Origin of the sequence: Nocardiopsis sp. JB363, assembly GCF_900143625.1 — a bacterium.
GTDB lineage: Bacteria > Actinomycetota > Actinomycetes > Streptosporangiales > Streptosporangiaceae > Nocardiopsis.
Window position 1 is genome coordinate 35,724 of record NZ_FRFF01000178.1, and the last position, 12,894, is coordinate 48,617.

Annotated in this window: 10 protein-coding genes and 1 pseudogene; 4 read left to right on the forward strand and 7 right to left on the reverse strand. The window is 67.1% G+C overall.

The annotated features are described in order from the left end of the window. The first annotated feature begins 7 nt into the window (after positions 1–7). From BQ8420_RS27600 to BQ8420_RS27610, 3 genes and pseudogenes are all read left to right on the forward strand, one after another. Positions 8–523 carry a PH domain-containing protein gene (locus BQ8420_RS27600; RefSeq protein WP_087102770.1) on the forward strand — a complete coding sequence of 172 codons (516 nt, stop codon included), beginning with the start codon at positions 8–10 and terminating at the stop codon, positions 521–523. Between the two features lie 239 nt (positions 524–762). Further along, on the forward strand, positions 763–993 hold the full coding sequence (locus tag BQ8420_RS27605; RefSeq protein ID WP_087102772.1) for a hypothetical protein: 231 nt from the start codon (positions 763–765) through the stop codon (positions 991–993). A 465-nt stretch (positions 994–1,458) separates the two neighbouring features. Further along, positions 1,459–2,704 (forward strand): annotated as a pseudogene (locus BQ8420_RS27610) (ATP-binding cassette domain-containing protein); the annotation flags it as partial. 74 nt (positions 2,705–2,778) lie between these two features. Here BQ8420_RS27610 and dnaB read toward each other — a convergent pair. Next, positions 2,779–4,131 carry a replicative DNA helicase gene (gene dnaB, locus BQ8420_RS27615; RefSeq protein WP_087102774.1) on the reverse strand — a complete coding sequence of 451 codons (1,353 nt, stop codon included), beginning with the start codon at positions 4,129–4,131 and terminating at the stop codon, positions 2,779–2,781. 349 nt (positions 4,132–4,480) lie between these two features. Here dnaB and BQ8420_RS27620 point away from each other — a divergent pair, with 349 nt between their 5' ends. Further along, entirely contained in the window at positions 4,481–5,830 is a 1,350-nt protein-coding gene (locus tag BQ8420_RS27620; RefSeq protein WP_087102776.1) for an MATE family efflux transporter, read from the forward strand. 204 nt (positions 5,831–6,034) lie between these two features. Here the strand turns inward: BQ8420_RS27620 and BQ8420_RS27625 are convergent, their stop codons facing one another. The 6 genes from BQ8420_RS27625 to BQ8420_RS27650 all read right to left on the reverse strand — a co-directional run bounded on the left by BQ8420_RS27625 (position 6,035) and on the right by BQ8420_RS27650 (position 12,081). Beyond that, positions 6,035–6,868 (reverse strand): peptidoglycan recognition family protein, encoded by an 834-nt coding sequence (locus BQ8420_RS27625; RefSeq protein WP_087102778.1) that lies wholly within the window; start codon positions 6,866–6,868, stop codon positions 6,035–6,037. Between the two features lie 175 nt (positions 6,869–7,043). Beyond that, positions 7,044–7,490, reverse strand: a complete 447-nt coding sequence (gene rplI / locus BQ8420_RS27630; protein ID WP_087102780.1) for a 50S ribosomal protein L9 — start codon at positions 7,488–7,490, stop codon at positions 7,044–7,046. 27 nt (positions 7,491–7,517) lie between these two features. After that, positions 7,518–7,754, reverse strand: coding sequence for a 30S ribosomal protein S18 (gene rpsR / locus BQ8420_RS27635; RefSeq protein ID WP_087102782.1), 237 nt, complete (start codon positions 7,752–7,754; stop codon positions 7,518–7,520). A gap of 118 nt (positions 7,755–7,872) precedes the next feature. Further along, entirely contained in the window at positions 7,873–8,472 is a 600-nt protein-coding gene (locus BQ8420_RS27640) for a single-stranded DNA-binding protein (protein ID WP_087102784.1), read from the reverse strand. Positions 8,473–8,589: 117 nt separating this feature from the next. After that, the gene (rpsF, locus tag BQ8420_RS27645) at positions 8,590–8,880 is read right to left on the reverse strand and encodes a 30S ribosomal protein S6 (protein WP_087102786.1); all 291 of its coding nucleotides are present in this window, start codon (positions 8,878–8,880) and stop codon (positions 8,590–8,592) included. 291 nt (positions 8,881–9,171) lie between these two features. After that, on the reverse strand, positions 9,172–12,081 hold the full coding sequence (locus BQ8420_RS27650; protein ID WP_200816124.1) for a transglycosylase domain-containing protein: 2,910 nt from the start codon (positions 12,079–12,081) through the stop codon (positions 9,172–9,174). Positions 12,082–12,894: the final 813 nt, after the last annotated feature.

Sequence of the window (12,894 nt, forward strand, 5' to 3'; positions counted from 1 at the left end):
GGGTGCCATGAAACTCGTAGCCTCCAGTAACGCGGCGCCGGCGTCGGTCAACCGTTACCTCCTGCCACACGAGCAGGACGTGGTGACCATTCGGCGCCATCCCGCGGTCCTCATCGTCCCGGTGGCGGTCGTGCTGGCCGCATTGGTCCTCGCGGGGATCCTGAGCCAGACGATCGGCAGTGGCGCCAACGGTGGCGTCGTCCTCGCCGTCATCTGGTGGCTGTGGCTACTGGTCCTGGTGTGGTTCGTCTGGCGGGTCGCGGAGTGGTCGGTGGACTATTTCGTCATCACGTCGGCCCGGCTGCTGCTGACCACGGGGTTGATCACCCGGCAGGTGAACATGATGCCGCTGGGCAAGGTCACGGACATGCGGTTCGAACGCACCCTGCTCGGCAGGTTCCTGGGCTACGGAACCTTCGTCATGGAGTCCGCGGGTCAGGACCAGGCGCTGAGCAAGATCGATTTCATTCCCTACCCCGAGCAGCTCTACCTCGAGGTCGTGGGACTGATCTTCAAGGAGTGACCGGCACCCGCGTACGACACTTCGAAGCACCCGCCACGGTGGCGGGTGCTTCTTCGTTCCCCACCCGGCCCCGACCTCGGGACGGCCGTGGTTACCGTCCTGTTCACCTTCCGTTCATCTTGAAGGCGGTTCGACCAGGGGACCCCTGCCTGGCCAGACACGACACACCGCATCGAATTGACTTCAAGGTGAACAAAGGGTTAACATGAGTTATATTCACAGGAAACGAGGAGGGCTTCATGGCACGCAGGTCCAACCACGCGCCGCGCCCGTCTCGCTCGTTGACCACCCGTCGGCGCAGTCGATCCACTGCCGAGAGCCGCCGCCTCGCCGGCCTGGCTCCCCAGCCCGCGCAGGTCCCTTCACCGCGCGACGACGCCGACGCGACCACTTCGGAGTACCCGATCATCCACTGGATCCTGATCACCGATGAGAGCGGGCGCACCCGCCCCGAGGCGCGCTGGCTCTGACCGCCGCCCGGACACACACGCCGAAGAGCCACCCGCACGACGCGGGTGGCTCTTCGCATGCCCGGGCCGATCATGGTCGGCACATCGCTTTGTCGATAAATCGGCAAGACCATAAATCTAGATACGGGCAACCGAATATCCGCCCCTAGAGGAACATCAAGAGTGACTCCGGTCTCACGAGAACGGCCTTGACGACCACTAAGACGAGACGGATCGTCTCACATATGCTGCTTTAGAACCTTCCTCGCGCTGGACCGCCACGTTCCGAGCACCACGCGCCCACCGTCCGCACGGTGCGCGCGGCTCCGTCGGCGTCCCCACACCGCGATCAGGAAGGCCGTCGCCACCGGCGACCATCGGCTTTCGGCCGGCAGCGTATATGCGCACCAATGACCGAAACCCACCCCTCCCCTGTCGCGGCACACGACCCTGGCCCACACACGCGACAGGAGGTCCCCATGCTCGGACCACGTCACCCTCACCATCGCACCCGGCGAACGCGTCGGCGTCATCGGTGACAACGGCTCGGGCAAGAGCATGTTGCTGCGGCTGCTCGCCGGTCGGACGCACCCGGACAACGGTGATCTCACCGTCCGGGCCCCCGGCGGCATCGGCTATCTGCCCCAGACCCTGGAACCGGTTTCCGGGGGGCACCCGTCGGCACCGTGGAACCGTCGTCGCGGTCACCCACGACCGGGCCTTCCTCTCCGGGGTCACCGACACCGTCTTGGAGGTGGACGCCGACACCCGGCGGATCCACCGCCACGGCAACGGCTACGACGGCTACCTGGCGGCCCGTGCCGCGGCCAGGTCCCGTTGGATCCGTGAGTACGAGGAGTGGAAACAGGAACTGGACCGGCAACGCAGGCTCGTGGTCAACAACGCCCAACGGCTGGACGCCATCCCCCGCAAGATGGAGAAGGCCGCGTTCGGACACGGGGCGTTCCGGTTGCGCGGCGCCGCGCACGGCACCATGGGGCGGATCCGCAACGCGAAGGAGCGAGAGCAACGACTCGTCGATGACCCGGTGCCGCCACCACCGGCACCGCTTCGGATGAACGCCGGGTTCAATGGCCGAGACTCCGAACGGAACGCGACCATCACCGCTCTGGACGGCGTCCGTGTGGAACGTCGCCTGCACGTCCCGTTCCTGCGGATCGCCCCGGGCGAGCGTGTGCTGGTGACCGGCCCGAACGGGGCGGGCAAGAGCACCCTGCTCAAGGTCCTGGTCGGGGAGATCGAACCCGACGCGGGCTCGTTGTCCTCACCAGGTCGGGTGGATCTACTGCGGCAGGACGATCCGCTCCCCCGCCCGGGGTGGACACTCCTGGAGGCGTACGCGGAGGGCCGGCCCGGAGTCGTCGAGGACCACCGGGACGAACTCGCCTCGCTCGGACTGTTCCGTCCCCGCGAACTCGACCGCCCGGTCGATGCGCTCTCCGTGGGGCAACGCCGCCGGATCGAGGTCGCCCGCTTGGCCTCGGGCACGCACGACCTGCTGTTGCTGGACGAGCCCACCAACCACCTCTCCCCCGGCCTGGTGGAGGATCTGGAGGAGGCGCTCTCCCACTACACCGGCGCACTGGTGGTCGTGACCCACGACCGGCGCATGCGTGAGCGCTTCGCCGGTCGCCATCTTCACCTGGAAGCCGGCGAGATCCACGACGACAAGTCGACGAATCTCTTTGTCGACATTTCGGCCAGCACATAAGTCGACTTATGGATTGACCGATACAACGGGGTGTGACCGAACCGGTCACACCCCGTACTCGTCAACCGCCGAGGTTATCCCGGAGCCATGTCGACGAAGCGACTGTAGTGGCCCTGGAAGGCCACGGTCACGTCGGCGGTGGGTCCGTTACGGTGCTTGGCCACGATGATGTCCGCCTCACCGGCGCGCGGCGACTCCTTGTCGTGCACGTCCTCGCGGTACAGCAGGATGACCATGTCAGCGTCCTGCTCGATGCTGCCCGATTCGCGAAGGTCCGATACTTGTGGGCGTTTGTCGGTGCGCTGTTCGGGGCCACGGTTGAGCTGGGAAAGCGCCACCACGGGCACTTCCAGCTCCTTGGCCAACAGCTTGAGCGAACGCGACATCTCGGAGACCTCCTGTTGGCGGCTCTCCACCCGGCCGGGCGAGCTCATCAGCTGGAGGTAGTCGACGATCACGAGCTTGAGGTCGTGCTGCTGCTTGAGCCGGCGGCACTTGGCCCGGATCTCCATCATCGACATGTTCGGGGAGTCGTCGATGAACAGCGGAGCACTGGCCACCTCGCCCATACGTCTGGCCAGCCGTGCCCAGTCATCGTCCGTCATCAGGCCCGACCGCATGGTGTGCAGTGGCACGCGCGCCTCGGCGGAGAGCAGACGCATGACGATCTCGTTGCGCCCCATCTCCAGGCTGAAGAAAACGGACGTCATTTCGTTCTTGATGGACGCGGCACGCGCGAAATCCAAGGCCAGGGTGCTTTTTCCAACGGCCGGACGGGCCGCGATGATGACCATCTGGCCGGGGTGCAGGCCGTTGGTGAGCGCGTCGAAGTCGGCGAAGCCGGTGGGGACACCGGTCATGCTGCCGTCGTTGGCGCCGATGGCCTCGATCTCGTCCAAGGCGCCCGGCATGATGTCGCCGAGGACGACGTAGTCCTCGCCGGTGCGCTTCTCGGCGACCTTGTAGATCTCCGCCTGGGCGTGGTCGACCAGGTCGTCGACCTCACCGTCGCCGGAGTAACCGATCTGCGCGATGCGGGTACCCACCTCGACCAGACGGCGCAGGACCGCGCGGTCGGAGACGATCTTGGCGTAGTAACCGGCGTTGGCCGCGGTGGGGATGGCCTCGGTGAGGGTGTGCAGATACGGGGCGCCACCGACGCGGACGGCCTCGCCGCGTTTGGTCAGTTCGGCGTTGACCGAGATGGCGTCGACCGGCTCGCCACGGGAGAACAGGTCGACGACGCTCTCGTAGATGATCTGGTGCGCGGGCCGGTAGAAGTCCGCGGAGCGAATGATCTCGACGACCTGGCTGATGGCGTCCTTGGACAGGAGCATGCCGCCCAGGACGCTCTGTTCGGCCTGGATGTCGTGCGGTGGAGTGCGCTCGTATCCGCCTGCTTCAGGTGGTTGCTCGGCGACACTCACGGACTACTCCCCCACACAGGACGCGTGCGCCGACCCGGGTCCGGGCCGACCCTTCCAGCATGCCCCATCCGGGTGACGGGGGACGCCGTGAGGGTGGCCTGTGGATACCCCTTTACCATCACATCCCCAGCACCGTGGGGCATTGCGCGCAGAGGTTATGCACATCACCTGTGGATAACTATGCCATCTGTCGCCCATAACCCACTTGAACTGCGAAAACATGCTTCTCTACCGGGACGTGCAAGATGTCTCACGGGGAGGCTTTCCACAGGTTATCCACAGGCTTCCGGCAGCCTGTGGATAACCTCACCCCGCCCCTCGAACGCCTGTCCGGTACTGTGGCTCTGCCATGGCCACACTGCTCTCGGCGGCTCCCTTCCGACACCGCCACGACCGCGAGATCTTCGCCCTCGCCATCCCCACGTTCTTCGCGCTCATCGCCGAACCGCTCTTCCTGCTCACCGACGCCGCCATCGTCGGTTCACTGGGCACCCAGGCGCTCGGTGGTCTCGGTGTCGCCGGACAGGTGTTGCTGACCCTGGCCGCGGTGTGCATCTTCCTCGCGTACGGAACGACCGCGGCCGTCGCCCGCAAGTTCGGCGCGGGGGACATCCCCGGCGGCATGCGCGACGGGGTGGACGGGCTCTGGCTCGCGGTCCTGCTGGGCATCGCCGCCATCGGCATCGGTTGGCCGCTGGGCCCGTGGATGATCGAGCTCCTCGGCGCCTCCCCCGAGATCGCCCCCTACGCGATCACCTACCTGCGCATCAGTCTGCTGAGCACCCCGTTCCTGTTGATCATCATGGCGGGCACGGGGGTACTGCGCGGGCTGCAGGACGCCCGTACCCCGCTGATGGTGGCGGTCGCCTCCTACATCGGCAACGCGATCCTGTGCGCCACCTTCGTTCTGGTCATGGACTGGGGGATCGCCGGCTCCGCGTGGTCCACCGTGCTCGCTCAGGGTGCGGGCGCGTTCTGGTACGTGGCCACCATCGTCCGCGCCGCCCGACGCGAGGGTGTGTCGCTGATGCCGAGCGTGGCGGGTCTGAAGGCCTCGGCCTCGGCCGGGTTCGCGCTGTTCCTGCGCAGTGTGTCCATGCGTGTGGTGGCGCTGGTGACCACGGCGGTGGCCGCCAGGTTGGGGGACGAGTCGATCGCCGCGCACCAGGTGAGCTACAACATCTGGGCGTTGCTGGTCTTCGCGATGGACGCCATCGCCATCGCGGGGCAGTCGATCGTGGGCCGTTATCTGGGAGCGGGGGACGTGCGGGGCACCAAGGACGCCACCCGACGCATGATCGAATGGGGGGTGCTATCGGGCCTGGTGTTCATGGTCCTGGTGTTCCTCGTGCTGCCGTGGGCCCACGTGCCGTTCACCTCTGATCCCCGGGTGGCCGGGTTGATCATGGCCTCGCTGGTGGTCGTGGCGCTGATGCAGCCGCTCAGCGGCGTGACGATGGTCCTCGACGGGGTGTTGATGGGTGCCGGGGACCAGCGCTACCTCGCGTGGGCCTCCCTGTGGACGATGCTGGCCTTCATGCCGTTCGCCCTGGTCCTTCCGCACCTGGCCGCCTCCCAGACCTGGGGGCTGGTGGGCCTGTGGATCGCCTTCGCCGTGTGGATCCTGGCCCGAGCCGTCACCCTGGGACTTCGTGCGCGCGGAAGCGCCTGGTTGATCACCGGCGCCACCCGGTCCTGACGAGCGGCCGGCCCTGGAAACAGGAAGAGGGCTGACACCGTCGGCCGCCAGGCCGTCCGTTGAGGGCGGTGGCGGGCGACGAAGAGGGCTGACACCGTCGGCCGCCAGGCCGTCCGTTGAGGGCGGTGGCGGGCGACGAAGAGGGCTGACACCGTCGGCCGCCAGGCCGTCCGTTGAGGGCGGTGGCGGGCGACGGGTGGGAAGTCAGTGCGACCTGTCGAGATCCCCGAGTGTGGGGCCGTGATAGAAGGTGGCGACCCGCTCGGCCTCCGGCGCGTCCGGGAAACTCGGCAGCTCTTCGACGCTGAGTTCCTCGCCGGCGTATCGGCTCAGGTGGCTGAGCTGTTCTCGCATGCGACTCCCGACGTCGTTACGGAGCTTCGGGAGCATCGAGTAGAGCTTGTCACCCGGACAGCTGGTGGAGTTGTAGTCGCGGTGGCCCACGATCGCGTCCTGTGGGTCCAGTTGGTACACCAGGCACAGCCAGGTGCAGGTGTCCACCAGCGCGGACATCAGCGACTTCGGCGGGGTCGCCGAGGTATAGGTGCCCTCGTTCTCGATCCCGATGGTGTGCGAGTTGTGGTCGGCGGTGTGCGCGCCCAGGACGTGCTTGCCATCGCCGATCGCCCGGAGGGTCTTGTCGCGCCCCTCCATGATGTGTCCGCCCCGGCTGATGGTGAGCTGCTGCCCGGTGTCGATCCAGCCGTTGCTGTCCATGTGGTAGCTCTGAATGGACCGGGACAGGGCGGCGGCGTGACTGGTGGACGTGTCGGACGAGTTGCCGGTCGCGGTGTGGTGGACGACGATGTGCGTCGGCCCCTTGCCCAGGATCTCCACCGATTCCTTCGGTGATCGGGCCTTCCAGTTCGACCTGGTGTACACCTTGGGCATCGCGGAGGCCGAAGCCTGGCCCACGGCGGAAACCCCCAGTGCACCACCGAGGAGCACTCCCCCGGCGGCCAGGACCGTTCCCCGCAGCATCGTCCTGCGGCCCACGGCCATCGGGTGGTCGATCTCGGGTCGTCTCTCAGCGGCCATCGGTATGCTGTCCTCTCCGTGAGGAGCGTCGCGGGACGCGACGCAACACAGAGAACACGGTAGGTTACAAAGAGTAATCAAAGGGTGGTTTTGTCGCCCGGGCGTGTCCACCGGACGGCAAGAACCCCGCCCCTCAGAGGAGGAGCGGGGTTCCAGGACCGGAAAAGGTCGGCGACTAGGCGCCGGCGATGTCCAGCTTGATCGGGGCGGAGACCTCAGGGTGCAGGCGGACCTGGACCTTGTAGGCACCGACCGACTTGATCGGGTTCTTGATCTCGATGCGGCGCTTGTCCAGCTCCGGGCCACCGGCGGCCTTGACGGCCTCGACGATGTCCGCGGGCGTGACCGAACCGAACAGACGACCACCCTGACCGGCGCGCTGCTTGAGCTGCACGTTCAGAGCGCTGACCCGGCCGGCGACCTGCTGGGCCTCGTCCAGGGTGCGGATGTCACGCGCCTTGCGGGCACGCTGGATCAGGTCGATCTGCTTCTGCCCACCACGGGTCCACCGAATGGCGACCCCACGGGGGAGCAGGTAGTTGCGTCCGTAACCGTTCTTCACCTCGACGACATCGCCGGGGGCTCCGAGACCGTTGACCTCGTGGGTCAAAATCAGCTTCACGACAAAAACCTCCCTCGGATATCGCCGCTAGCGAGCGGTGCTGGTGTAGGGCAGAAGGGCCACCTCGCGCGCGTTCTTGATCGCGGTCGCGACGTCGCGCTGGTGCTGGGTGCAGTTGCCGGTCACCCGACGAGCACGGATCTTGCCGCGCTCGGAGATGAACTTACGGAGAAGCGTGGTGTCCTTGTAGTCGATGTAGGACTGCTTCTCCTGGCAGAAGAGGCAAACCTTCTTCTTGGGCTTGCGCGCTGGGGGCTTAGCCATCGTGGTGCTCCTTCTCAAGAGCCCCGGGGTCCACCCGGGGATGGGCTGGGACATGGAAAGTGTGACTCGGTGCCGCTAGGGACACCGTGTCGGGTGTTACGTGGGCCGTGGAGCCGTACTAGAACGGGGGCTCGTCGGAGAATCCTCCGCCGCCGCCACCGCCGAAGCCGCCACCACCACCGCCGCCTCCGTTGGTCGCCCACGGGTCGTCGGCGGGAGGACCGCTGCGGCCGCCCTGGCCGCCCTGCGGACCACCGAAGCCGCCGCCCTGGTTCCCGTAGCCGCCGCCCTGCTGGGGCTGACCGCCACCGAAACCGCCACCACCGCCACCGCCGAAGCCGCCGCCACCCTGGCGCTGCGTCTTCGTCACCTTCGCGGTGGCGCTACGCAGAGCCGGGCCGACCTCCTCGACGTCGATCTCGTAGACGGTCCGCTTCTCGCCCTCGCGGGTCTCGAAGGAACGCTGCTTCAGACGGCCCTGCACGATGACGCGCATGCCGCGCTGAAGAGTCTCCGCCACGTTCTCCGCGTACTGCCGCCAGACACTGCAGGTGAGGAACATGGACTCGCCGTCTTTCCACTCCCCCGACTGGCGGTCGAAGGTGCGGGGCGTCGAGGCCACACGGAAGCTGGCGACTGCGGCTCCACTGTTAGTGAAGCGCAGTTCAGGGTCGTCGACGAGGTTGCCGACGAGCGTGATCTGGGTTTCGCCTGCCATGGATCGGCTCCGGTTCGAGATAGTTCGGATCAGGCGGTTACGCCTGGTCCCCGCATCATCCCTGTCGCCTAGGACAAAACGAACGGGCGGGGATCAGAGGGACGGGCACCGAAGTGCCTAGTGAACCTCGGGGCGCAGAACCTTGGTCCGGAGCACGGCCTCGGCGATGCCGAACTGGCGGTTGAGCTCCTTGACCGTGGCGGTCTTGGCGGTCAGGTCGATGACCGCGTAGATGCCCTCGGAGTTCTTCTCGATGTCGTAGGCGAGGCGACGCTTGCCCCAGATCTCCGTCTTCTCGACCGAGCCGCCGTCCTCGCGGACGACGTTCAGGAAGTTCTCCAGCGACGGGGCGACGGAGCGCTCGTCGAGGTTCGGGTCGAGGATGACCATGATTTCGTAACGACGCATAGGCGTACGTTCCTCCTCTGGACTGTCGCGGCCATGGAATCTCCATGGCAGGAGGGCAGGAGCCCGGGGTCTCACCGTCCCGATCGGACCGGGGGCGCACCACACGGACTCTGAGCCATACGGGAGGAGAGTTTACCAGCAGCCGAATACCACCTGGGCTGACTCCTGGAAGCTCCGGACACACCCGACGGCGGATCGACGTCCCGAAACACGAACGGGGCCGGTGCCCGAGGTTCTTCCCTCTGGCACCGGCCCCGTGAACCGGCGGCGGACCACCCGTTCAGTCCCGGGTCACTCCCTGGGCCTGATCAGGCTGTTGTTGCCCTGGTTCTGCTGCTCGTTATCGCCCGGCTGTCCGGGCATGGTGGGTTCCTCTTCCTCGCAGTCGTCCTGGTGCGGCCAGGGACCGCAGTCCTCCGGCTCCTCGGGCTGCTCGGTCTGCTCACAGGTCGGGTCCAGAGGATCACAGTCCTCGGGTGGCTCCTCGGTCTCGCACGAGGGGTCCCGCGGGTCGCATTCCGGTTCGCTGGGCTCCTCGCTGGGTTCCTCGCTCGGCTCCTCCTCTTCCTCCGGTGTCTCACTCGGAGTGGGAGTGGGCAGGTAGCTCATGTCCTCACCGACCCACTGGGGTTCGGGGAACTGCTGGTGCTCCTCGCCCTCCATGGCGCCCTCCATGAAGGCCTTCCAGACCTTCGCGGAGGTGGTACCGCCGTAGACGTCACCGAGTTCGGCGCCGAAGTCGAGCGGGTCGCCCTGGGCCCGACTCAGTCCCACCGCGGCCGTCAGCTGCGGCGTGTATCCCACGAACCAGGCCGAGACCGCGTCGGAGGAGGTACCGGTCTTGCCCGCCACGGGGCGGCCGTCGGACAGAGCCGCGTTACCGGCACCACCTTCGAGGACCGCCTGCTGCATGGCGTAGGTGGCGTCGGCGGCGACCGCTTCGCTGAGGACCTCCTCGCCGGCCTCGATCTGCTCCGAGTCGTCGGGGGTGAGCACCGTCCCGTCGGCGGTCTGCAGTTCGGTGACCATGTGGGCGGGGAAGTGCCGCCCCTCGGCCGCGAAGGTGGAATAGCCACTGGCCATGTCGAGCGAGTTCACCTGGTGTGTGCCCAGGGCGACCAGCGGACCGACGGTGGACGTGGTCTGCCGGTCCGGGTGCACGCCCATCTCGACCGCCAACTCATCGACCCGGGACTCGCCGACCTCGATGGCCAGTTCCACGTAGCTGGTGTTGACCGAGTCCGCGGTGGACTGGATGAGGTCGACCTCGCCATAGTCGACGTCGCCGGAGTTGTTCACCGGGCTGGCCAGACCGGGGAACTCGCGTCCGTTGTCCCCGTTGAACTGGCTGCGCAGACCGATGCCGTCGGACAGAGCGCGAGCCAGCACGTAGGGCTTGTACGCCGAACCCGCCTGGGTCTGGTGGACCAGGGAATTGTTGATCACCGTGGTGACGTCGGAACCACCGTTGAAGGCGACGATCCTCCCGGTGGTGGGTTCCACCGCGGTGAGACCGTGCATGGTGTCATCGGCGGCGCTCTCGGGCAGGACGCTGAACGCCTCTTCGGCCGCGGTCATCAGTTCCGGGTCGAGGGAGGTCTTGATGACCAGGCCCTGGGTCGCGATGTCGGCGCCGGTGATGCCCGATCCCTCGTAACGCCGTTCTACCTCGTTGATCACGGCCTGCCGGACGTACCCGAGCCGGGGGTCACCCTCCGTCTCCTCGGGGTTGTAGTCGACCCTCTCCGGGATCTCCAGGGCTTCGGCCTCGGCTCGGGGAAGACCGCGTTCGCCGTCGGTCTCCTCGTGCATCAGGGCCAGCTGTTCCTGGACGTAGGGCCAGCGTTCGTCGTTGAGGTAGGTCTCGGTCCAGGAACCCTCTTCGGGGTTCTCGAAGTTGCTGGGCATCTGGATGATGAGGCCCAGGAAGGCGCCCTCGGCACTGTCGAGGTCGCTCACGCTCTTGTCGAAGTACTTCTGCGCGGCCATCTCGATACCGGAGGCACCACGGCCGAAGTAGATCGTGTTGAGGTAGATCGTGAGGATCTCGTCGTGCTCGACCTGCTGGCTGAGCTTGATCGAGATGAAGATCTCACGGACCTTGCGGGTCAGCGGCTCTTCGCCCTGCAGGTCGTTGTAGTAGCCACGAGCCATCTGCTGGGTGATGGTCGAACCGCCGCCGGCCTCACCGCGGGAGAGCAGGGCGCGACCGATGCCCATGACGTTGATGCCCGGGTCCTCGTAGAAGGTGCGCTGCTCGGCGGCGAGCACACCGTCGACGACCGTGGGCGGGATGTCCTCGCGCTGGACCGCGACGCGCTGGACGTCGCCGGTGGTGCTGGCGAGCTCGCCCTCCTCGTCGTCATCGGCGCCGGCCCAGTAGATCTGGGTGGCGGACATCTGGTTCTCGGCGTTCTCGTCCAACTCGTTGGCGTCGGGGGCCATGGAGTACAGGACCGCGAAGGCGGCCACGCCGCCGATGAACATCAGCCCGCAGAAGGCCAGCGCGGGTTTCCACGCCTTGGACATGAACCGCTTGAACCAGTGACGGTCGTCGGGCTCCTCCTCGCGGGAACGCCGACGTCCACCGCCACCACCACGGCCTCCGGCGCCTCCGGCGGCCCTGCTGCCTCTGCCTGGAGCGCGGCGGCCCTCGGAGCGGGAACCGTGTTCGCGTTCGCGGGGGTCCCGAGGGCCGGATCCGGCCCTGCGACGCCCGCCTGCTCGCGGGTCGTCGGGGCGACGACGGGGACGGTCACCATCCTCGGGGCGGCGTCGCCTGCTCTCGTCCTGGCCGCGACGCGAGCCCTCGGCACCCTCTGGTGGCCGGCGACGGGGACGCTCACCGTCCTCAGGGCGGCGTCGCGGACGCTCACCGTCTTCGGGACGGCGACGCCGTTCTCCCTCGGGGCGCTGGGGTCGGCCGCCTTCGGCGCGACGGCGTCCGCCCTCGGGGCGCGGACGTCCTTCGGCGCGGGCTCCGGCCTCGGGCGGGCGCGATTCACGTGGGGGGCTTTTCTCGTCACCGCTCCCCCAGAAACCTCCGCCGTCCTCGGGTTCGGATCGGCGACGGCCGCCGGCACGCTCTTCCCGGGGCGGGCCCTCGGCCCTACGCCTTCCGCCGTCACCGCGCGGACCGTCGCCCGGGCCATCGGCCCGGCGACGGCCGCCATCGGCACTCCGTCGTCGTTCGGTACTCACGTGGTCCTCGATTGCCTCTCACGGCCGGTCGGCCTGACGATTCCTTGGTGGAAACGGGGGTCTGTCCCCCTGGGGGATCGGTGATTCGCGACCTGTAGCGGTGTACCGGCGGGGTTCTGGGCCGGCTCTGCCTGGTTTCCACCGCTGTTGCCTGTCGTTCAAGGCTTGATAAAGAGACGCCCAACCCCGGGCGCAGGTTTTCAACAGGTCGCGAAGACGTTGGCCGCTACTTCCTCCTGATCGTTGGCCTGCGGGTGCGCATCCCCTGCTCACCGGCGGTTTCGAGCCGGTGCGAACGTCGCCGCGGCGGTGGCTTCGTTCGGGGGTACTACCGGCCGCACACGCAAATCATGAGTCACGGTAGAGCGATCGAACGGTATTGCACAACCCACGCGCGAGGTTATCGCGCACTTCGACCGAGTTGTCACTTTGCGCCGGAATGGGGGAGTCTTCGCAGGTCACAGCACCTACCGCGGCCACTCGGCGGCTTGTGACGGCTATCACTCAAGTGAACAATCGTGGACATCGGCCCAGTTAGGGGCCGTGATGTGACATCACCGCGCGAGTTCTTCGGACCGCAGGACCTTCGCCTGTTCGATGTGGGACATGAGACCACTCAAGCGCCACATGACATGCGCTCTCACAGCGAAAGCGAAGATAGAGTCATAGCAGACAAACCAGCCAGACAAGCATAGTTCGCCCTCGTAGCCGACGGCCCTGAGGGGGAACAGATCCGCCGTGCGCGCTGCTGACCACAACGGAAACGAACGCAGGATGACGAGCCTTGGACCGCCGTCGGCCCGGGCCCGTCGC

Excerpts from the sequence above, each read along its gene's own strand:
- BQ8420_RS27620 (WP_087102776.1), top strand. The coding sequence starts at position 4,481 with ATGGCCACACTGCTCTCGGCGGCTCCCTTCCGACACCGCCACGACCGC.
- rpsF (WP_087102786.1), bottom strand. The coding sequence starts at position 8,880 with ATGCGTCGTTACGAAATCATGGTCATCCTCGACCCGAACCTCGACGAG.
- BQ8420_RS27600 (WP_087102770.1), top strand. The coding sequence starts at position 8 with ATGAAACTCGTAGCCTCCAGTAACGCGGCGCCGGCGTCGGTCAACCGT.
- BQ8420_RS27625 (WP_087102778.1), bottom strand. The coding sequence starts at position 6,868 with ATGGCCGCTGAGAGACGACCCGAGATCGACCACCCGATGGCCGTGGGC.
- BQ8420_RS27640 (WP_087102784.1), bottom strand. The coding sequence starts at position 8,472 with ATGGCAGGCGAAACCCAGATCACGCTCGTCGGCAACCTCGTCGACGAC.
- rpsR (WP_087102782.1), bottom strand. The coding sequence starts at position 7,754 with ATGGCTAAGCCCCCAGCGCGCAAGCCCAAGAAGAAGGTTTGCCTCTTC.
- BQ8420_RS27605 (WP_087102772.1), top strand. The coding sequence starts at position 763 with ATGGCACGCAGGTCCAACCACGCGCCGCGCCCGTCTCGCTCGTTGACC.